This is a genomic window from Solidesulfovibrio carbinoliphilus subsp. oakridgensis, from assembly GCF_000177215.2.
GTDB classification, from domain to species: domain Bacteria; phylum Desulfobacterota; class Desulfovibrionia; order Desulfovibrionales; family Desulfovibrionaceae; genus Solidesulfovibrio; species Solidesulfovibrio carbinoliphilus.
Genome location: NZ_CM001368.1, coordinates 1737494 through 1758038 on the forward strand (window position 1 = coordinate 1737494; position 20545 = coordinate 1758038).

At 67.2% G+C, this 20545-nt stretch carries 19 protein-coding genes; 3 read left to right on the plus strand and 16 right to left on the minus strand.

The window, feature by feature from the left end; genetic code table 11:
• Positions 1 to 21 precede the first annotated feature (21 nt).
• From ftsA to DFW101_RS07655, 14 genes are all read right to left on the minus strand, one after another.
• Entirely contained in the window at positions 22 to 1248 is a 1227-nt protein-coding gene (gene ftsA / locus DFW101_RS07590) for a cell division protein FtsA (protein WP_009109895.1), read from the minus strand.
• A 150-nt stretch (positions 1249 to 1398) separates the two neighbouring features.
• Positions 1399 to 2346 carry a cell division protein FtsQ/DivIB gene (locus DFW101_RS07595; protein WP_009180927.1) on the minus strand — a complete coding sequence of 316 codons (948 nt, stop codon included), beginning with the start codon at positions 2344 to 2346 and terminating at the stop codon, positions 1399 to 1401.
• A complete protein-coding gene (locus DFW101_RS07600; RefSeq protein ID WP_009180928.1) occupies positions 2343 to 3230 on the minus strand; it encodes a UDP-N-acetylmuramate dehydrogenase in 888 nt (295 codons plus the stop codon). Before DFW101_RS07600 ends, DFW101_RS07595 begins: the two co-directional genes overlap by 4 nt.
• Positions 3220 to 4593, minus strand: coding sequence for a UDP-N-acetylmuramate--L-alanine ligase (murC, locus tag DFW101_RS07605; protein ID WP_043643258.1), 1374 nt, complete (start codon positions 4591 to 4593; stop codon positions 3220 to 3222). Before murC ends, DFW101_RS07600 begins: the two co-directional genes overlap by 11 nt.
• A 35-nt stretch (positions 4594 to 4628) precedes the next feature.
• Positions 4629 to 5741, minus strand: coding sequence for an undecaprenyldiphospho-muramoylpentapeptide beta-N-acetylglucosaminyltransferase (gene murG, locus DFW101_RS07610; protein ID WP_009180930.1), 1113 nt, complete (start codon positions 5739 to 5741; stop codon positions 4629 to 4631).
• Positions 5738 to 6865 (minus strand): putative lipid II flippase FtsW, encoded by a 1128-nt coding sequence (gene ftsW, locus DFW101_RS07615; protein ID WP_009180931.1) that lies wholly within the window; start codon positions 6863 to 6865, stop codon positions 5738 to 5740. Before ftsW ends, murG begins: the two co-directional genes overlap by 4 nt.
• A complete protein-coding gene (gene murD / locus DFW101_RS07620) occupies positions 6862 to 8190 on the minus strand; it encodes a UDP-N-acetylmuramoyl-L-alanine--D-glutamate ligase (RefSeq protein WP_009180932.1) in 1329 nt (442 codons plus the stop codon). Before murD ends, ftsW begins: the two co-directional genes overlap by 4 nt.
• Positions 8191 to 8197: 7 nt before the next feature.
• Positions 8198 to 9274, minus strand: coding sequence for a phospho-N-acetylmuramoyl-pentapeptide-transferase (gene mraY, locus DFW101_RS07625; RefSeq protein WP_009180933.1), 1077 nt, complete (start codon positions 9272 to 9274; stop codon positions 8198 to 8200).
• Positions 9271 to 10671, minus strand: a complete 1401-nt coding sequence (locus DFW101_RS07630; protein ID WP_009180934.1) for a UDP-N-acetylmuramoyl-tripeptide--D-alanyl-D-alanine ligase — start codon at positions 10669 to 10671, stop codon at positions 9271 to 9273. The genes mraY and DFW101_RS07630 overlap by 4 nt, the downstream gene beginning before the upstream one ends.
• Positions 10662 to 12125 carry a UDP-N-acetylmuramoyl-L-alanyl-D-glutamate--2,6-diaminopimelate ligase gene (locus DFW101_RS07635; protein ID WP_009180935.1) on the minus strand — a complete coding sequence of 488 codons (1464 nt, stop codon included), beginning with the start codon at positions 12123 to 12125 and terminating at the stop codon, positions 10662 to 10664. Before DFW101_RS07635 ends, DFW101_RS07630 begins: the two co-directional genes overlap by 10 nt.
• Positions 12126 to 12140: 15 nt before the next feature.
• Positions 12141 to 14192, minus strand: coding sequence for a penicillin-binding transpeptidase domain-containing protein (locus tag DFW101_RS07640; protein WP_009180936.1), 2052 nt, complete (start codon positions 14190 to 14192; stop codon positions 12141 to 12143).
• Positions 14193 to 14314: 122 nt separating this feature from the next.
• Positions 14315 to 14719, minus strand: a complete 405-nt coding sequence (locus DFW101_RS07645; RefSeq protein ID WP_009180937.1) for an FtsB/FtsL family cell division protein — start codon at positions 14717 to 14719, stop codon at positions 14315 to 14317.
• A 5-nt stretch (positions 14720 to 14724) separates the two neighbouring features.
• A complete protein-coding gene (rsmH, locus tag DFW101_RS07650) occupies positions 14725 to 15702 on the minus strand; it encodes a 16S rRNA (cytosine(1402)-N(4))-methyltransferase RsmH (RefSeq protein WP_009180938.1) in 978 nt (325 codons plus the stop codon).
• Between the two features lie 9 nt (positions 15703 to 15711).
• The gene (locus tag DFW101_RS07655) at positions 15712 to 16122 is read right to left on the minus strand and encodes a division/cell wall cluster transcriptional repressor MraZ (RefSeq protein WP_232286185.1); all 411 of its coding nucleotides are present in this window, start codon (positions 16120 to 16122) and stop codon (positions 15712 to 15714) included.
• Positions 16123 to 16557: 435 nt separating this feature from the next.
• Here DFW101_RS07655 and DFW101_RS07660 point away from each other — a divergent pair, with 435 nt between their 5' ends.
• Positions 16558 to 17565, plus strand: coding sequence for an HD-GYP domain-containing protein (locus DFW101_RS07660; RefSeq protein WP_009180940.1), 1008 nt, complete (start codon positions 16558 to 16560; stop codon positions 17563 to 17565).
• Between the two features lie 125 nt (positions 17566 to 17690).
• Here DFW101_RS07660 and DFW101_RS07665 read toward each other — a convergent pair whose 3' ends face one another.
• A complete protein-coding gene (locus DFW101_RS07665) occupies positions 17691 to 18167 on the minus strand; it encodes a CBS domain-containing protein (RefSeq protein WP_009180941.1) in 477 nt (158 codons plus the stop codon).
• A 97-nt stretch (positions 18168 to 18264) separates the two neighbouring features.
• Positions 18265 to 19524 (minus strand): HD domain-containing protein, encoded by a 1260-nt coding sequence (locus DFW101_RS07670; protein ID WP_009180942.1) that lies wholly within the window; start codon positions 19522 to 19524, stop codon positions 18265 to 18267.
• A 170-nt stretch (positions 19525 to 19694) separates the two neighbouring features.
• Between DFW101_RS07670 and rplM the strand changes: the two genes are divergently transcribed.
• Positions 19695 to 20123 carry a 50S ribosomal protein L13 gene (rplM, locus tag DFW101_RS07675; protein ID WP_009109918.1) on the plus strand — a complete coding sequence of 143 codons (429 nt, stop codon included), beginning with the start codon at positions 19695 to 19697 and terminating at the stop codon, positions 20121 to 20123.
• A 21-nt stretch (positions 20124 to 20144) separates the two neighbouring features.
• Complete coding sequence (gene rpsI, locus DFW101_RS07680) at positions 20145 to 20537, plus strand: 30S ribosomal protein S9 (protein WP_009180943.1); 393 nt, start codon at positions 20145 to 20147, stop codon at positions 20535 to 20537.
• Positions 20538 to 20545: the final 8 nt, after the last annotated feature.

Sequence of the window (20545 nt, forward strand, 5' to 3'; positions counted from 1 at the left end):
CGACACTGTACCTCTCGCGGACTACTTCACGTCCACGAACCACTTCCGCATCCTCCCCAGAATGCGGTTGAACACATTTTCGTCGCGGATGCGGAAGCGCTGTTCCACGCCCTCCTTTTCCGCGCCGAACATGAGAAGCCCCACCGCCGTCGCGTACATGGGGCTGTTGACCACGTCCTTGAGCCCCCCGACCTTGTCGGGGTAGCCGATGCGCGTGGGCAGGTTGAAAATCTGCTCGCCAAGCTCCTGGATGCCTTCGATGAGCGCCGTGCCGCCGGTCAGGACCACGCCCGCGCCGATCTGGTTCTTCATGCCCGAGCGGATGAGCTCCTGGTCGACCAGGGCCAGCATCTCCTCGACGCGCGGCTCGCAGATCTCGGCCAGGACCTGCCGGGACAGGCGGCGGGGCTCGCGGCCGCCGACGCTCATCACCTCGATGACCTCGTCTTTCGGCACCATCTCGGCCAGGGCGCAGCCGTACTTGATCTTGATCTTCTCGGCCGAGGCCATGGGCGTGCGCAGGCCGAAGGCGATGTCGTTGGTCAGGTTGGTGCCGCCAAGGGCCAGCACGGCCGTGTGCTTGATGGAATCGTTGGCAAAGATGGCCAGATCCGTCGTGCCGCCGCCAAGGTCCACCAGGGCCACGCCGATCTCCCGTTCCTCGCCGGTCAGGACCGCCTTGGACGAGGCCAGGGATTCGAGCACGATGTCCGAGACGTCGAGCCCGGCCCGGTGGCAGGAGCGGATGATGTTCTGGGCGCTGGTCACGGCGCCGGTGACGATGTGCACCCGGACTTCGAGGCGCACGCCGGCCATGCCGAGCGGATCGGCGATGCCGCGCTGGTCGTCGACGATGAATTCCTGGGGCAGGATGTGGATGACCTCCCGGTCGAGCGGAATGGCCACGGCCTTGGCCGCGTCGATGACCCGCTCGATGTCCCGGGGGCCGACCTCGCCGCCCTTGACGGCGATGACCCCGTGGCTGTTGAAGCCTTTGATGTGGCTGCCGGCGATGCCGGCATAGACCGAGCGGATTTCGCACCCGGCCATGAGTTCGGCCTCTTCGAGGGCCTTTTTAATCGACTGCACGGTCTGCTCGATATTGACCACCACGCCCTTGCGCAGGCCCGTGGACGGGCTCGTGCCGATGCCGACCACATCCACGCCCTCGGGCGAAAGTTCTCCGACGACCACGCAAATCTTGGTGGTGCCGATATCGAGTCCGACGATAAGTTCCGACCTGGCCATAAACCGCTCCCTGAACGTTTCCACTCGTGACGTCGGCGTTTGCCCTGGCGCGTTTCTACGTCAAACGCGCGCCGATTTCATGTCCAAAATCGCGGTGCCGCATTTTGGAAATCCGACGTCGGCATTGCCCGCTCTCCGATCCCCTAGCCTTCAGCCCGGCGGCGCCTCCCCCGAAGTGCCGCGTTTCTCCACCCAGACCTTGTCGCCCTCGGCCGTGATGAGACCGACCTTATCGAGTTCACCACGTCGGCGCAGGTCCGTCCAGACCATATTCATGCGCGATAGATTTCTATGCCACTCTCGGGACCCGAGACACAACAAAATACCCGGGTCCATGAGCCGAATTTCCAGCCCCCGGCCCCAACTGAGGCGCAGCCAGGCGATCTGCCCGAAATCGAACGGCACCTGGTGTTCGGCAACAGCCCGCCGCAGATCGGCCAAGAGCGCCAGATGCTTCTCCATGCCGGCTTCGACCTCGATCTGGGGCAGGGACACGAACTGTCCGGGTTCGACCTTGTCGATGATGCGTCCAACCTCGTCGGCGTAATAGAGCGTTCCCTGATACTGCACAAGATAGGAAGGGGACTTTTCCTTGACTTCCACTACGATGGAGCCGGGAAGGACCCTTTTTACCACCACGGAGTCCACCCAGGGCTCCCGGGCGAGGTCGGCCCGCATCCTGTCCATGGACAGGGACAGGACGTTTGTTCCCGGCGCCAGGCCCGCGATCTCGCGGATGTGCTCCTCGGACAGGCGGGAACAGCCGGTGATGGTCGCTGTCTGCAGGGCGAAATAATTGACCGTGGTCAGCCACCGGTAGCCGGCCAAAAGGGCCACGCTGACGGCCAGGACCAGGACGCCGAGAAAGGCCATGGACACGGCCCGGGTGAAAAGCCGCCCCATCCCGCCAAGGCTCACGGACGGCAGCGACAGCGACGACCCGCCACGGGCGTTGCGGTTGCGGTTGCTTTTGGACTTGACCACCCGGCTTTTCACCGAGATGCGTGGCCCGCTTCCGCCCCCGCCATAGCCATTGCGTTTCCGTTTGACCGACACGCCCCCCCCGAGACCGGACAGCGTCCCCACCCTGACGTTCATGGCGCCACCCTCACTTCCAGTTCCAGTTCGTGACCGCTTTGCGTACGCACCGCTTCTCGCGCCGCCTCGATCAGGTCAAAAGCCTCCCTGCCCGTGCCGTCGCCGCAATTGACCAGAAAATTGGCGTGCTTTTCCGAAAACGCCATGTTCCCCAGCCGTTTCCCCCGAAATCCGGCCGCTTCGAGCAGCCGCCAGGCCGCCTGGCCCGGCGGATTCTTGAACACGCACCCGGCCGTGGCCGCCGTCAGCGGCTGGCTGGCCTTTTTCTGTCCCAGATGGGCGATCATCCGCTGGCGCAGCTCGATGGGCTCGCAGACCTCGCAGTCGAACTCCGCCGCCAGGACCAGGAACATCCCGGCCGCCCGCCTGGGGGCGAAAAACCGGTACCCGGTCGAAAATTCCTCGCGCCCTCTCCAGGCAACGCCCTCTTCCGGGGTCCACAGGAGCACCCGGGCCAGCGTCCCGGCCATGTCGTCGCCATACGACCCGGCATTGCCGGCCACGGCCCCGCCGACGGTACCCGGCACGCCGACCAGCCCGACCAGGGCGCAAAGGCCCTGGGTGGCCATCCAGGCCACCAGCCGCTGGAGCTTGACCCCGGCCAGGACCCGGACCCGGATCTTGCCCGCGTACCGCTCGTGCAGGATCTCGGGCTCGCCGGTCAGGCGCGGCGAGACGACCACCAGCGGCAGCTCCCCGTCCCGCGCCAGGAGGTTGCTGCCGCCCCCAAGGACCAGCGGCCGCCCGCCGAGGCCGGACAGGACTGCCCCGAGCCCGTCGGCGTCCTCGGGACGGCGCAGCACGACCTCGGCCAGGGCGCGGCCGCCCAGGCGCAAGGTGGTGCGGGCCGCGAGCACCGGCCCCGGCAGGACCTCAGGAGGCATCCCCCGCCTCCAGGTAGCGCGCGCCCACCTGCCAGACGCTGCCGGCCCCCAGGGTCAACAGCAGGTCGCCCGGGCGCAGGACCCCGGGCAGGGCGGCCTCCACGGCCGCGAAATCCGGATAGTAGGCAACATCGGTCTTGCTCACCTGCCGGATGCCCCGGGCCAGGCTCTCGCCGCTCACCCCCGGAATGGGCGCTTCCGAGGCCGGATAGATCTCGGTCAGAAGGAGCGTGTCGGCCGCCTCGAAGCAGGTGCAGAAATCGCCGAAAAGGGCCTTGGTCCGCGAAAACCGGTGGGGCTGGAACGCGACCACCAGCCGCCGGTCCGGATAGACGGCCCGGGCCGTGGCCAGGGTGGCCCGGATCTCGGCCGGGTGGTGGCCGTAGTCGTCGACCACCACCACGCCGGCCCGCTCGCCCTTGATCTCGAACCGCCGGCCCACGCCGCCGAACTTGGCCAGGGCCTCGGCAATGACCGCCGGCGCGATGCCGGTCTCGAGCGACACGCCGATGGCGCCAAGGGCGTTTTGGACATTGTGGCGCCCGGGGTGATTGAGGCGCATCTCGCCCAGGTCCTCGCCGTCGAGGCTGACCAGGAACCGGCTCTTGGCCCCGGTTTCGAGGATGCGGCCGCGAAGCCGGGCCTTTTCGCCGAAGCCGTAGGTGACAAACGGCCGGTTGATCCGTGGCAACAGCCGGGCCACGCCGGGATCGTCCAGGCAGACCACGTTGACCCCGTAAAAGGGGATGCCGTTTAGAAATTCCACAAAGGCGTCGTCAATGGCCTCGATGCCGGCGTAGTGGTCCAGATGGTCGGCGTCGACGTTGGTGACCACCGAGGCGATGGGCGCCAGGCACAGAAACGAGCCGTCGGATTCGTCGGCCTCGGCAATGAGGTATTCGCCCTGGCCCAGGCGGGCCCCGGCCCCGTAGGCGTTCAGCCTGCCGCCGATGATGACCGTGGGGTCGAGGCCGGCCTCGGTGAAGATGGTGGCCAAAAGGGAGGTGGTGGTGGTCTTGCCGTGGGTGCCGGCCACGGCGATGCCGGTGCGAAGCCGCATCAGTTCGGCCAGCATCTCGGCCCTGGGGATGACCGGGATGCCGCGCTCGCGGGCGACGACCACCTCGGGATTGTCGTTGGTGACAGCCGTGGATTTGACCACCACGTCGGCGTGGCCGAGGTTCTCCCGGCCGTGGCCGATGGAAATGGCGGCGCCGAGGCTGCCCAGACGCTTGACCGTCTGGCTCATGGCCAGATCCGAGCCCGAGATCTCGTAGCCGAGATTCAAGAGCACTTCGGCGATGCCGCTCATGCCCGAGCCGCCGATGCCGATCATGTGGATGGTGCGGACCTTGGTGCGCATAACGCCCGTGGCGCAGGAGGTGTTTACGATAGAAGTCATTTTGCGTCTTCCTTTTGCGCGGCAAGATCGAGCAGGGCTTTGGCGATGCGGTCCGCGGCGTCGGGCAGGGCCGCGGCCCGGGAGGCCCCGCCCATGCGGGCGAGCCGGGCCGGATCGTCGAGGAGGGCCGTCACGGCGGTCCCCAGGTCGTAGCCGGCGGACAGGTCCTTTTGGGCCACCACCTCGGCCGCGCCGGCCCGGGCCAGAAAAGCGGCGTTGACGCTCTGGTGGTCGTGGGTGGCGAAGGGAAAGGGGATCAAAAGCGACGGCTTGCCCGCGGCCGTGACCTCGGCCAGGGTGGTGGCCCCGGCCCGGGCCACCACCAGATCGGACCTGGCATAGGCTTCGGCCATGTTTTCGATGAAATTCTCGATGACCACCGTGGCCTGCCGGCCGGCGGTGGGCAGGCCCTCCATGACCGCGGCCGCCCGGGCCTTGACCCGCTCGAAGTCGGCCCGGCCGGCCTGGAGGCGGACCGAAACGCCGGCCGCGAGGAGGCGCGGCAGGATGTCGAGCACGGCGTCGTTGACGGCCCGCGCCCCCTGGCTGCCGCCAAGGACGAGGAGGCGGCGGCCGCCGGGTTCGCGGGGCGCGGCCGAGGCCAGGGCGATGCCGCCCCGGATGGGATTGCCGACCCGCACGGTCCGGGCCTTGGGAAAGGCCCCGGCCTCGTCGGGGTAGGTGACGAACACGCGGTCCACGAACCGGCCGAGGACCTTGTTGGTCATGCCGGGGACGCTGTTCTGCTCGTGGATGACCGTGCGGATGCCCATGAGCCGGGCCGCGGCCACGGGAATGAACCCGGCGTAGCCGCCAAATCCGGCGACCACGGCCGGACGGAATTCGTTTAGAAGCCGCACGGCCAGGCCAAAGGCCCGGCCCATCCACCAGGGCGCGGCCAGGGCCCGCAGGCCACGGCCGAAAACGCCCTTGGCCGGCAGGCCCACGAAGGGCAGCCCGGCCTTGGTGGCCAACTCGCCCTCGGGGCCGCCAGCGCCGACGAAAAGGAGATGCAGGTCGGGGCGCAGGGCGCGCAGGGCCTCGGCCACGGCCAGGGCCGGAAAGATGTGGCCGCCGGTGCCGCCGGTGGTGAGCACGATGCGTGTCATGTCCTGGCGCTCCTCGAGAGGTTGAGGAGAATGCCCACGCACAGGAAGCACGACAGGAGGTTCGAGCCGCCGTAGCTCAGAAACGGCATGGCCACGCCCTTGGGCGGCACGCAGCCGAGGACCACGGCCAGGTTGAGGAGGAACCCCAGGCCAAGGACGAGGGCCATGCCGTAGGCCGTGAACCGGTCGCGCAGGTCGTCCTGGGCCAGGGCCACCCGAAACGCCCGCCACAGGAGAATGCCGATGCAGATAAAGACGATGGAGATGCCGATGAAGCCGAGTTCCTCGCCAAGGACGGCCATGATGAAGTCGTTGTGGGCTTCGGGCAGGTAGAAGAGCTTCTGCTTGCCGGCCCCGAATCCGGCCCCGGTGATGCCGCCCGAGCCAAAGGCGTAAAAGGACTGGACGAGCTGGTAGCCGACGTTCTGCGGGTCCTTGAACGGATCGAGGAAGGCGAACCACCGTTTGAACCGGTAGGGCGAGGAGGCGATGAGAAGTCCCATGGCCCCGACGCCGAACATCATGGACACGGCCAGGTAGGTCATGCGCGTGCCGCCGACCAGGCTCATGAGGAAAAAGAGCATGCCGAGAAAGACCGCGCCGCCGAAATCGGGCTGCAAAAGGAGAATCAGGCCCAGAAACCCGGTGACCACGACCGGCGGGATGAATCCCACGGAAAACGATCGCACCAGCTTCTGCTTCTGGCTGAAAAAGTAGGCCAGGTACATGACCAGGACCACCTTGGCCAGCTCCATGGGCTGGAGCGTGGCCGGCCCGAAGTGCATCCAGCGGCGTGCGCCGCCGGCCTTGACGGAAAAAGGCGGCACCAGCGTCAGGACGAGCAGGCCCACGATGGCAAAAAGCCACAGGTAGACCGGGCCGTGCAGGACCTTTCGCGGCATCCAGGCGCAAAGGGCCATGAGCGTGAGGCTGACCAGGGCGAAAAGGGCCTGCCGCTGGAAAAAGTAGTAACGGTTGCCGTTTAGGCGCTCGGCCATGACCCCGCTCGACGAGAAGACCATGACCAGCCCCAGCCCGGCCAACAGCAGGGCCGCGCCCAGAAGCCACAGGTCGAAGGGGCCCTGCTTCTTGGTTTCGGCGGTCGCCACCTTCACCCGGCTCATGGCCTGCCCTCCGCCTGTCCGGCCGGTCCCATGGGCAGGCCGGCGAAGATCTCCTGGAAGTCCCGACCCCTGGCCTTGTAGCTGTCATACAGGTCGAAGCTGGCCGTGGCCGGGGACAGGAGGATCACGTCGCCGGGGACGGCCTCGGCGAAAAGCCGCGTGACCGCCGCCTTCTGGGTCGGCTCGTAAAAAAGCGGCACCTGCCCGGCCCAGGCGGCCTCGAAAATCTCGCGGCTGGCCCCAAAGAGCCCGACCGAGGCGACTTTTCCCTTCAGAAGCGGCAGCAGGGCCGCCAGGTCGCCGCCCTTCCAGACGCCGCCGCACAGGAGCCGGACCGGCCGGTCGAAGCTTTTGAGGGCCGCCTCCATGGCCGCGACCGTGGTGGCCTTGGAGTCGTCGACGAAAAGGACGCCCCGCTTCTCGCCGATGATCTGGAGCCGGTGCGGGGCCGGGGCAAAGCTCTCGAAGGCGGCCTTGGCCGTCTCTTCGGTGACGCCGAAGGGCTGGCAGGCGAGGTAGGCGGCCTCCATGTTCTGGCGGTTGTGCAGGCCCGCCAGACGCGGGCAGTGAAACCGGCCCGACGGTGCGAACCAGACGACCTCGCCCTTGCTCAGGGTCCGGCCGGCCAGAGTCTCCCGCAGTTCCTCGGGCACGAGGGCCAGATCGCCGGGGCGCTGGGCCTTGAAAAGATTGAGCTTGGCGTCGAGATATTCGTCGAGGTCCGCGTGCCAGTCGAGGTGGTTGGGCGAAAAATTGAGCAGCACGCCGACGCGCGGCCGAAACGTCCTGACCAGCTGGAGCTGGAAGCTCGACACCTCGAGGACCACCACGTCGGCCGGGTCGCCGGCCAGGACGTATTCGGACAAGGGCGTGCCGATGTTGCCGCCGGTGAAGACCTTGCGGCCGGCGGCCTCGAGCAGGTGGCTTATGAGCATGACCGTGGTGGTCTTGCCGTTGGAGCCCGTGACCGCGACGATGGGCTCAGCCGTGAACCACGAGGCCAGTTCCAGCTCGGACACGACCTGGGCCCCGGGGCAGGCGGCCAGGCAGTCGGTGAGCGAGGCGGCCCGGATGCCGGGCGAGAGGACCACCAGGTCCGCGCCGGCGAAATCGGCCGGCCCGTGGTCGCCCACGCGCAGGTCGTAGCCGGCTTCCACGGCCTCGGCCCGGAAGGCGTCGGTGACGGAGGCGGCGTTTTTCTCGAGGAACCGGACCGAGGCGCCAAGGCGCGACAGGAGGCGGGCCGCCGCCCGTCCCGAAGCGCCGGCGCCGACGACAACGGATTGGTGCCCGCTCAATTGTCCCGCATGAAGCATGTCGCGCATGGTCCGCCTACCGCAGTTTGAGAGTCGAAAGCCCGACCAGGGCCAGTAAAATGGATAAAATCCAGAACCGGATGATGATCTTCGATTCCGGCACGCCCATGAGTTCGAAGTGGTGGTGCAACGGGGCCATGCGGAAAATCCGCTTGCCCCCGGTCATCTTGAAGTAGCCGACCTGGAGGATGACCGAGACGGTCTCGGCCACGTACAGGCCGCCGACGATAATGAGCAGCAGCTCCTGCTTGCAAAGGACGGCGAGAAATCCCAAGGCCCCGCCGAGCGACAGCGAGCCCACGTCGCCCATGAAGATCTGGGCCGGATAGGCGTTGAACCACAAAAACCCGAGTCCCGCGCCGACCATGGCCCCGCAAAAGACCGTCACCTCCCCCACGCCCGAAACCGGCACGACTTGCAGGTAGCGGGCCATCTGGGCGTGCCCGGCCACGTAGACGAAAAGGGAGAACATGGCCGCGTTGACGATCATCGGGCCGATGGCCAGGCCGTCGAGGCCGTCGGTCAGGTTGACGGCGTTCGAGGCCGCGATCATGACCAGCATGGCGAAGGGGAAATAGAACCAGCCGAGATCCGGGGTGATGTGCTTGAAAAACGGCAGGGCCAGCCGGGTCGAATACTCGGGGTCGGACAGGAGCACGGCCGCGGCCACGCCGGAAACCAGCAGCTGTCCCAGGAGCTTGCTGCGGGCCGAGAGGCCCTTGTTCCGCTTTTTGACGACCTTGGCGTAGTCGTCCACAAAGCCCAGGGCCCCGAAGCCCAGGTACACGAAAATGGTCATCCAGACGTATTCGTTGGCCAGGTCGCCCCATAAAAGGACGCTGGTCACGATGCAAAAGGCGATGAGAATTCCGCCCATGGTCGGGGTGCCGGCCTTGCGGCGGTGGGCCTCCACGTCCTCGTGGATGTACTGGCCGAACTTGAGTCGCGTGAGAGCCCGGATCATGCGCGGGCCAAAGACGATGGACAGGACCAGGGCCGTCAACAGCGCCGCGATGGACCGGAACGTGATGTAGCGGAAGACGTTTAAGGCGCTTAGGTGCGCCGCCAGCGGCACCAGCAGGTAATAGATCATGCCTTGGGGTCCTTTTGGATGCTCTGGGAGAACGCGGCCAGATACTCCTCCATGCGCATGGAGCGCGAACCTTTGAACAGAAACACGCCGCCGCCAAACCCCATGGGGGCCAGGGCGCCCAGGAAGGCGTCCGGGGTGTCGACCACGGCGAAGCGGCCGGCGTAGCCGCTGCGGGTCAGGCCTTCGCCGACGGCCTCGGCGTGGGCGCCGTGGTAAAAGACGGCATTGGCGCCGCTGGCGGCCGCCGCCTCGCCGAGCTTCCCGTGCTCGGCCTCGGCGTGGGCCCCCATCTCGCGCATCTCGCCAAGGACCAGGACCAGGGGCCGCGCCTGGGCCGTCTCGGCCGCAGCGGCGATGGCCCGGCGCATGGACAGCGGGTTGGCGTTGTAGGTGTCGTCAATGAGCGTGTAGCAGCCTTGCCGGCGGCAGAAAAAGCGCTGCTCGGGCATGACGGCCGTGGCCAGGCCGGCGGCGATCTCCGGCTCCCCGGCGCCGAGGATGCGGGCGGCGGCCGCCGCGGCCAGGATGTTCTCGGCGAAGTGCCCGCCCGTCAGCGGCGTCACCACCTCGAGCTCCAGGTCGTCGAGCTTCAGGAAAAACCGGCCTCGGCCCTCGGAAATGGCGCCCAGGTACTTGGCCCGGTAGGGCGCGGCCTGGCCCTTGGTGGACATGCCCCGCACCCCGGGAAAGGCGGCCCGGGCCGCGTCCCAGAGCTCGGGATAGTCCATGGAGGCGAGCGCCGTGCCGCCGGGACGCAGGGACCGGAACAGAAAGGTCTTTTCCGCCGCCACCCCGGCCACGTCGCCAAGGGCCTGCAAGTGGGCCGGACCCACGTTGTGGATGACGGCCACGTCCGGCTCGGCGATGGAGGCCAGGGGAGCCATTTCGCCGGGCGCGGAAATGCCGAGTTCCATAACCCAGAGGGCGTCGTTTTCGCCGGCTTCGAGCATGGACAGGGGGAGCCCTATGCGGTTGTTGAAATTCTTGTAGTTTTTGGCCGTGGGACCGACTTTGCCGAGGATGGCGGCAGTGAGTTCCTTGACGGTGGTCTTGCCGGCCGAGCCGGAGACGGCCACAAGCCTGGCCCCGACCCGCTCGCGCCAAGCCCGGGCCAGCCGGCCGAGGGCGGCCACGGTGTCGCGCACCAGGAGCACCGGCGTGCCTTCGGGCAGGCCGGCCAGGGGCCGGTCGGCCAGGACGGCGGCCGCGCCCTTTTCCACGGCCTCGGCCGCGAAATGGTGGCCGTCCAGGCGCGCTCCGGGCACGCAGACGAAAAGGCTCCCCGGCACCACGGCCCGGGAATCGATGCGGACGGCCTCGATGACGGGATTGCCCCGCTCCCCCACGTCGCCGACGGCGCCGGTGGCCGCGAGGATGTCAGACAGGGTCATGCGCATCCGGTGAGCTCCCTGACCACGGCGGCGTCGGAAAACGGGTGCTTCACGTCGCCGATCTGCTGATAGGTTTCGTGTCCCTTGCCGGCGATGACCAGGACGTCCTCGGGGCCCATTTCCGACAGGGCCAGTCCGATGGCCCGGCGGCGGTCCGGCTCGGCCACGGCCCGGCGCGCGCCGGCAAGGCCGGGGCGGGCGTCGGCCATGATGGCCAGGGGGTCCTCGTGGCGGGGGTTGTCCGAGGTGAGGACGGCCACGTCGGCAAAGCGGGCCACGGCCGCGGCCATGAGCGGCCGCTTGGTCCGGTCGCGGTCGCCGCCGCAGCCGAAGACCGCGAACAGCTTGCCCTTGGTGAATTCCCGGGCCGCGCCGAGCACGTTTTCCAGGGCGTCCGGGGTGTGGGCGTAGTCCACGAAGACGGTGAGGTCCCGGGGATTGGCGATCCGCTCCAGCCGGCCGGGCGCGCCGTGGCAGTCGGCCAGGGCGGCGAAGGCGGCGGCCGGCAGGCCGAGGACAAGGGCCGCGCCCATGGCGGCCAGGACATTCTGGGCGTTGTGCCGGCCGGGCATGGGGGAAGCCACGGCATGGGCCGCGTCGCCGTGGCGGACGTCGAGCCGCTGGCCCTCCCGGCCGTGGCCGAGGACGGTCCCGGCCAGAATCCGGGGGAAGCCGGCCGGGGGCGCGGTCAGGCCGTAGCCGAGGGCCTGGGGAAATTCCTCCAGGAGCCGGCGGCCGAAGGGATCGTCGAAATTGAGGACCGCGTTTCGGGGGTCGGCGAGGTAGCGGCGAAAAAGCCCGGCCTTGGCCTCGAAATAGGACTCCATGTCCTTGTGGTAGTCCAGATGGTCCTGGGTCAGGTTGGTGAAGATGCCGGCGGCAAAAGCCAGGCCGGCCAGCCGGTCCTGGGCGATGGCGTGGGAGGAGGCCTCCATCACGGCCAGGTCGCAGCCGGCGGCGTGCATGGCCGCGAGATTCTCGTGGATGGTCAGGCAGTCGGGGGTGGTCAGCGAAGCGTTGCGGGACACCCCGGGCCAGCGGTAGGCCACCGTGCCGAGCACCCCGACCTTGCGGCCGGCGGCCGTGGCCAGGCGCTCGATCAGGTAGGTGATGGTGGTCTTGCCATTGGTGCCGGTGATGGCGGCCACGGGCATGGCCATGCGGTCCGTGCCGTAACGGGCGGCGGCCAGCCGGCCGAGGGCGGCCTTGGGATTTTCGGCCACAACCAGCCTGGCCGTGGCGCCGGCCGGCAGCACCGTGCCCGGCCCAGCCACGACATGGGCCGCACCCCGGGCCAGGGCGTCGGGAATGAACCGCTCCCCGTCGGCCACGGGACCGGCGACGGCCACAAAAACCCCGCCGGGAAGCACCTTGGCCGAATGCCCGGCCACAGGAATCGCTTCCGCCCGCACGGCCTCCGTCAGGGCGGCCAGGGCCGCGTTGTCGGTGTCTGCCATCATCACAGTGCCTCGTATCTAGGACGGCCTGGCCAGCCAGAGCACGAATTCGGCGTTGTTGTCCCCGGGCCAGGGTGCGCCCGGGGCCGGCGTCTGCTTGGAAACCACAAGGCCCTGTCCCTCGAGCCGGGGCACGATGCCCTTTTGCATGAGGATCTCCACGGCCTTTCGCAGCGGCATGCCGGAAAAATTGGGCACGGACCGGACTTCGACGGCCTTGGCCCCCGACGGGGTGGACTGGGCGATCTCCATGATCTCCTTGTCCGCCCGGGACAGCTCCACGGGCGCGTCCGACGCGGCCGGCACGGACGCGGCCTGGGTCTGGGCCTGGGCCGCGGACGGGCCCGAGGCCTGGCCCTTGGCCAGCTGCACGGTCTCGGGCATGCGGCCGAGATAGGACAGCATGCGCAGGGTCACGTCCCGCACGGCCGGCGCGGCGACGACACCGCCGTAGTGGCTCGGTTCGGGTTCGTCCACCATGACCAGGACGACATATTCGGGGCTGATCGCGGGCACGAAGGCCACGAACGAGCCCAGGTACTTGTTGCCGTAGCCGCCGCCGCTGCCGGCCTTCTGGGCCGTGCCGGTCTTGCCGCCGATCTCCAGGCCATCGATGCGGGCCGTGCGGCCGGTGCCGTGCTCTTCCTGGACCACCTCGCGCATCATGCCCTGGACGGTGCGGCAGACGTCGGCGTCAAAGACCCGGTAGGGCTTGCGTTCGGCCTGGGCGTCCGTCGGGTCGGCCACGAGCCGAAGCGGCTTGTACACGCCGTCGTTGGCCAGGATGAGGAAGGCCTGGGCCAGCTGGACCGGGGTCACGGCCACGCCCTGGCCGAAGGACTGGGTGGCCACGTCAAGCGGCGACCAGGATTTGAGCGGCCGCAAGAGCCCCTTGCCCTCGCCGGAGATGGGCAGCCCGGTCGGCTGGCCGAAGCCGAGCTTCTGGAAATAGCCGTAGAGCCGCTGGGCCCCCATCTGCAGGCCGATCTTGGCCGCGCCGATGTTGCTCGAGACGCGCACGATCATGTTGACCGGCAGCACACCGTAGGGGTGGGTGTCCTTGATGACCCGGTTGGCGAAGGAAAACCTGCCGTTTTCGCAGTTGAACGTCGAGCTCGCCCGCACCACCCGCTCCTGGAGGGCCGCAGCCACCAGCAGGGGCTTCATGGTGGAGCCGGGCTCGAAGACGTCGAGGGCGGCGTGGTTTCGCGCGATGCGCGGGCTTATGCCGCGGCCCACGTTGGGATTGAAAAAGGGATAGTTGGCCATGGCCAGGATTTCGCCGGTCGGCACGTGGACGACCAGCGCCGTGCCGGCCTTGGCGTTGTTGGCCGTGACCGCCTTTTCCAGCTCCTCCTCGGCGAAGAACTGGATCTGGGAGTCGATGGTCAGCCGGACGTCATGGCCGTTGACGTCGGCCAGCTCCCGGCCCTGGGAGTCGAAAAAAAAGCGCCGGCCCGAGGCGTCGCGCTGGACCACGTATTTGGCCTGGTGACCGGTCAGACGCTCGTCAAAGGACTTTTCCACGCCTTCGAGGCCGACGTCCCCGACGCCGACAAAGCCCATGAGCTGGCTGGCCAGGTGGCCGTTGGGGTAAAACCGTCCCGATTCCTTGGTGAAATAGACGCCCGGCAGGGCCGCTTCCCGGATGCGGGCCGCGGTGCGGTCGCCGACCCGCCAGGACAGGTAGGCCATGTTGGAGGAGCTCTGGACCTTCTTGCGGACCCGCTGTTCCTTCATGTGCAGGACCTTGGCCAGAAAGGCCACGGTCTTCTCCGGGTCCGTCACTTCCTTGGGCCGCACGAAAACCGCCTCGAACTCCACGCTTTTGGCGAGCAGGCGGCCGCCCCGGTCGTAGATCTCGCCCCGCGCCCCCTTGTCGATTTCCGAGGCCAGGTGCTGGCGTATGGCCTGCTGGGCCAGTTCCGGCCCGGCCACGATCTGGAGATAGCCGGCCCGGGTCCACAGCCCGAGCCAGGCCAGACAGAAAAAGACCCCCACGCAGGTGAGCTTGACCCGGCCCCAATCGCGCACGGTCTTGTGCTGGCGGTCGGCAGGTGGCTTGCGCATGCCCGGTTCCCGCGCTTCCTAGCGCCGCGCCTTCGAAATCCGCGCAGGCGAATTTCGGAGGCAACGCACTTGAATGATTATACTTTCATTAAAAAACAGGGCCATATTTCTTACGCGCGACGCTAGGGTTTGGTCCCGGCCTTCTGTCGGGATTTGACTTTGGCCGGGGCGGCGGGGTCGGCCGGCGCCTTGGCCTTGGCCTTGGGGTCCTCGGCCATGGTCACGAGCGGCGAGGCCTCGACCTCGCCCGTGGCCGTGACGCGCCGGATCTGGCCGGGCCGGGCCGGACCGAGGTTGTACTCCTTGGCCACTTCGCGAAGCCGGGACGGCGTGATGAGGGTGTTGCGCTCCACTTCGAGCTTGGCGGACAGGGTCTCCACGTCGTCGATCTGGCGCTGCATCTTGTTGAGTTCGTAGGCGAGGTCCACACGTTCGATATTGAGCCAGACGAGCCCCAGGCCGAAGACCAGCAGCAACGCGATGCTAAAGGCCATGGATATGCCCCATTCCCTCGAAAGCGTGCTCATCTCCCCTACTCCCCGGCGACCACGACGTCCGCCGCCGCAACCCGCTGTGCCACCCGCAGCTTGGCGCTCCTGGCCCTGGAATTGGCCGCGACCTCTTCCTCGCCGGCCATGACAGGCTTTTTGGTCAGAATGCGGAACCTGGCCCTGTGCCCGCACACGCACACGATCTGTTCGCGCGGGCACAGGCAGTCCGTGGCTTCGAGCCGAAAGGCCCGCTTGACCAGCCTGTCCTCGAGGGAATGGAAGGAGATGACGGCCACGCGCCCGCCAGGGGCGATGTGACCGGGAATGGCCCGCAAAAACTCCTCCAGCTCCCCCAGCTCGTCATTGACCGCCATTCGCAAGGCCTGGAACGTCCGGGTGGCCGGGTGCTGGCGGGCCATGGCCCGCCACTTGGCCGGGTAGGCCGCCGCCACCACCTCGGCCAGACGCCGGGTGGTGGTGATGGGGGCCGTCTCCCGTTCCGCCACGATGGCCCGGGCGATGCGCCCGGCCTGCGGATCTTCCCCGTACTCCCGGATGATCTCCCGAAGCCTTGCGAAGGACGCCAGGTTGACCAGACCCTCGGCGCTCTCCCCGCCGTCTTCGACCCCCATGCGCATGTCCAGGGGGCCGTCGGTCAAAAACCCGAAGCCGCGCTCCGGGTCGTCGAGCTGCAAAGAGGACATCCCCGCGTCCAACAGCGCAGCATCGACCGTCTCCCACCCCGCCTCGGCCAGGGCCGCCGGGAACCGGCTGTATCGGGTGCGCACGAGCCGCACCCGGTCGCCGTAGGCTTCCAGTCGCCGCCCGGCCTCCGACAGGGCCTCCCTGTCCCTGTCGAGGCCGAGCACCGAAGCCTCTCCCCCGGCCGCTTCGAGCATCCCCTTGATATGCCCGCCAAGCCCCGCCGTGGCGTCCAAAATTCGCATCCCCGGCCGTATGGCCAGAAACTCGACCACTTCACGCAGAAGCACCGGGATATGCGAGGGAACGAAATCCACATGTCCCTCTTACAGCCGCAGCGTTACGCCCGACTCGGCCAAGGCGGCCAGGTCGGCATCGAACCGCAGGCCCACCTGGCGCCGGCGTTCCTCGAACTTCGCCTGATTCCAGATTTCGAACTTCTCGCCCACCCCGGCCAACACGAGGTCCTTGTCCAGTCCGGCGAAGCTCCGCAGATAGGGCGGAATGAGAATCCGCCCCTGCTTATCCAGGGCAACTTCCATGGCGCCCGAAATGTAGAAGCGCTCGATGTCGCGGATTCTCGGATCCAGCTTGTTGCCGGCCTGGAAACTGGCCTCCACGGCCTCCCAGGCGGGCATGGGGTAGCCGGTGATGGCGCCGTCAAAGTTGTTCGTGAGCATAAGCCGCCCTTCCGGAACGAGGCGCAGGACCTCCTCCCGATATTCCGGTGGCAGCATCAGCCGGCCCTTGGGGTCCAGGCTGCGATTGGAATGCCCTCTGAACACAATACCTCACAACGGAGTCACCACTTCTTACCACCATTTCCCACATTCTCTCCACCAATCGTTGGGGGGTGTCAAGAAGAAACCACCCGCCCTTAAAAAGCCGGCTGGCCTGAGGGGCCGTTTCCAGGATAAAGTGGGAGAATGGTTCGAAAAAGAAGGGGTTTTCGATATCGGAAGTGGGATTGGGCCGATGGGGGAAAAATCCCGGGACAGGGCGGCAAGACCATGAAAAACGACGAGAAAACCGCAGCCCGGGACCCAAGCCTTGCCAGAACGGTCCCCAGCCCGTAAAGGAACAAAAGTCCTCACGAAAACCCGCCTGTCGATCCGGACGGCCTGGAAAAGGTCCGACGTCCGGCGACAGTCCACGACCCATGGAAGGGCAGCATGCGCGACAGGCCGACACTCGATGTTCCGGCGGGGCTGGAGGAGGAATACTACCAGATCAACCCGGACATCCTCCAGAGCTTCAGCAAGTTCCGACCGCCGCTCAATATCTACCGCTTTCTGGAAGAGGTCAGCCGCATCACGCCGTATTATAAGGTCGGCGAGCGGCTCTCCAAGGAGCAGACCCAGGAACTGGCCGACCTCGTGGCCGCGGGCGTCATCTTCGTCTCCCGCGAGGACCACCCCGTCTACGTCAAGCACATCAGCTACCAGCTCGACCTGGTGCTTCTGGACAAGCATCTGACCGAGGCCGAGATCGCGGACATCTTCCAGATCGCCCTGACCAGGCGCATGGAAGCCTTTTTCGACCAGCCCGTGCGTCTGGTCTACGACAAGGTGCGCGAGGACGTGCTGGTGCTCACGCAGTACGTGTGGGAGGATTTCCACCGGGCCAAGGCCCTGGCCCGGCGCATGCACCCCAACCACACCCTGGCCAACCACGCGGTCAACTGCGGGCTGCTCGGCCTTTTCCTCTTTCTGGCGGGCCAGTCCGAAACCTTCCGCGAGTCCAGAAACGCCCGCACCCTCCTCGACCGGACCATCCTCGGCCTCTTTCTGCACGACCTCGGCATGACCCGGGTGCCGGGCATGATCCGCGACAAGACCAAGCCCCTTTTGCCCGAGGAAATGCAGAAGGTCCGGGGCCACACCATGGCCGGGTACGAGATGCTGGCCCGCCTGGACATCAAATTTCCGGAGATGGAGCGTTCGGTGTCCGAGCACCACGAACGCCTGGACGGCTCGGGCTATCCGCAAAAGCTCGGCATGGGCTCGATTTCCGAGACCGGGCTCCTGGCCGGGGTGGTGGATTCCTACTGCGCCATGATCACCAAGCGGCTCTACGCGCCGGCCATGGAACCGCTCGCCGCGGCCAAGAAACTGCTGGACGACAACCGGCGCTATCCAGCCGATTGGGTCAAGCGGCTGCTCGGGGTCCTGGCCAAATAGGCGTCGGCCGGTTTCCCTTCCGTCCGCCGGCAGGCCGGCGCGGTCCAGCCCGCGGGACTCCGCCGCAACCGGCCGGCCCCGCTTTCCTTTTTCCCGCGAATCCGGACCGGGCGTTTCGAAACGGCCTAAAGCGCGTCGTGCTGGCGGCGCATTTCCCGGAAGATCTCGCCAAGCGGCACGAGCCCGAGCACCCGTTCGCCCTCGAGGACCACGGCGAAACGGCTGTCGGCCTTGATCATGGCGTCAAGGACCAGGTGCAGGGGATCGGCAGGGGCGACGCGGGGGATGTCGCGGCGGGCGGCCTCGGAGGCCTTTCGGGCCATGCAGTGGCGCGTGGCCTCGCGGTAGGTGCTTTCGAAGTCGTCGTCGCCAAGGCTGGTGCGCAGGCTGGCGTCCAGGGCGCAGTCGTTTAAGTCCCCAAGAAGCGTGCGCAGGCTGACGATGCCGTAGAACCGGCCCAGGCGCATGACTGCCACCGCGTCCATGTCCGGGCTTTTCTCGAGGTGCCGCGCCAGCTTTTCGGACACGGTGTCCAGGGTGTCCCCGGCATCGACGGTCAGGAGGTCGGTGCGCATGGCGTCGAAGGCCCGTTTGCGGATCATGGTTTTTCTCCGATGGTGTGGTGCGTCGGCAGGTTAACCATGTTTGGCGCGGCTTGGGAAGCCCCGGGGCCCGGCCTGGCGGCTCCGGAGACGGCCCTCAATCGAAATCCGCCAAAAGCGCCCCCACGTGCACCCGGCCGAAAAGGACCACCGCCGCGTACTGGGTCCGCAATCGCCAGACGGCCCGCTGGAGCTGGTCCGAGGTGATGCCGTTTCGAAGGGCGGTGTAGGCCTCGATGAAGGCGGCCAGGGAGTCGCAGACCTTCAGCAGTTGCCCGTCCTTGGGGTCGAAACTATCCAGGTTGCACCGCTCGCTCAGGTCCTCGGGCGTGATCCGCACCGCCCGCCCCTCCTCGTCGCGGATGCACTCGTAAAACTCCGAACCGATCTCGATGCCGAGGAAATAGGCCAGCCGGTCGGACAGGCCGGCGTAGCCGCCCTCGGTCAACACCGAAAACACCCGGCGGGTCATCTCCGCGTTCTCGTACTCCTTGATCATGCCGCCAAGCTCGGCCACGGACTGCTTGACCGGGGAGATGATGTCCCGGGTCAGAAGCTCGGGCATGTCGTGCACCAGGCCGGCGAAAAAGTTGTTGAGCCGCCGGGCCGGGCAGGCGTCCACGGCCAGGCTGAAGAAATAGGCGTAGGCCGCGACCAGGAACATGTGGCCAAGGACCGAGGTCTCGGGAATGCGCGGAGTCTGGGACCAGCGGGTCTGGAACCGCAACTGGCCGAGCAACCGGCCGAAGTGGCCAAGGGCCGTTTTTTTGCCCTCGAAAAGCCCGGCCGCCAGATCGGCCACCCCCGCGAGATCGGAAAACCGGGCCAGGCCGTCGCGAAAGGACGACTCGATCTCGAGGAGTTCGTCGTCCCAGGGATTGTCGCGCTTTATAAGCGAATATTCCCAGCCGCTGGCGTAGAGGTGGGCGGCGTCCAGGATGCGCCGGGCCGGAGTGGTCCCTTCGGGCACGGCCAGATACTCCCGCAGGCGCTGGCCGAAATCGTCCCCCAGGTCCCGGACCCGGGGTTCGAGCTGGTCGAAGACCCAGGCGGTCAACCGCCCGTAATGGTCCGGGTTGGCCTTGATCTGGTAGAAGACCGGCGGCTTGATGTCGGTGATGACCAGCCGGTAGAGGTATTCGAAGAGTCCGCCCTCGACGATTTCGAGGCCAAGGGCCAGACGGTCCGGTTCGGACAGGTGGCGGCTGTTGAGTTCGTAGAGCATCCAGGCCACCATCATCTTGTGGGCCTGCTTGTCGATCTCGACCAGATCCATGCTGCGGTGTTTGTCGTTCCACCGCTTCATGAACGAGCCGGCGAACAAAAGTTGCAAAAGGCTCTTGCGGACGCTGACCATGCAGGCTCCTTGGGAAATCGCTCCGGCCAGCCTAGCCCGGCGGGCGTCCGAGGGCAACCGGCCGGCCCCGGCCACACCCTTTGGCGGGCCGGCCGGGCCAAAAAGGGTGTTGACAATCGCCCCTCGTCCGCTTACACGATTCGTCTTTCGAGCAACTCAGAGGAGCCGCCATGAAAACGTTTAGCCCGACGCCCAAAGATATTACCCACAACTGGTTCGTGGTCGACGCCTCGGACAAGATCCTCGGCCGTTTGGCCACCGCCGTGGCCGTTCGCCTGCGGGGCAAGCACAAGGCCGAATTCTGCCAGCACCTGGACACCGGCGATTTCATCGTCGTGGTCAATGCCGCCAAGGTCAAGACCACCGGCCGCAAGCTGGACCAGAAAAAATACTATCGCCACTCCGGGTGGATCGGCGGCCTGAAGGAAACCTCGCTGCGCGACATGCTGGTCAAAAAGCCGGAAGACGTCATCCGCAAGGCCGTGCGGGGCATGCTGCCCAAAAACCGCCTCGGCCGGGCCATGCTGAAAAAGCTCAAGGTCTATGCCGGCGAGGCCCATCCCCACGAGGCCCAGAAGCCCGAAACCCTGGACGTGTAACCCGCCACGCGGAGAAAAGTTATGAGCGACGAATTTTACTACGGCACCGGACGCCGCAAGTCCGCCGTGGCCCGCACCCGTCTGTACAAGGGCAACGGCCGCATCCTGGTCAACGACCGGCCCTTCGAGGAATATTTCCCCCGGCCCACCCTGGTCGCCGTCGTGCGCCAGGCCCTGCTGCTGGTCAAGCTCGACGGCCGCGTGGACGTGAAGGTCAATGTCGCCGGCGGCGGCATGACCGGCCAGGCCGAGGCCGTGCGCCACGGCATCTCCCGGGCCCTGCTCGCCCTTGACCCCGAGCTTCGCGGCGTCCTCAAGAAGGCCGGCCTGCTCACCCGCGACCCCCGCGAAAAGGAACGCAAGAAGCCTGGCCAGCGCGGCGCCCGCGCCCGGTTCCAGTACTCGAAGCGTTAATCCGCGCG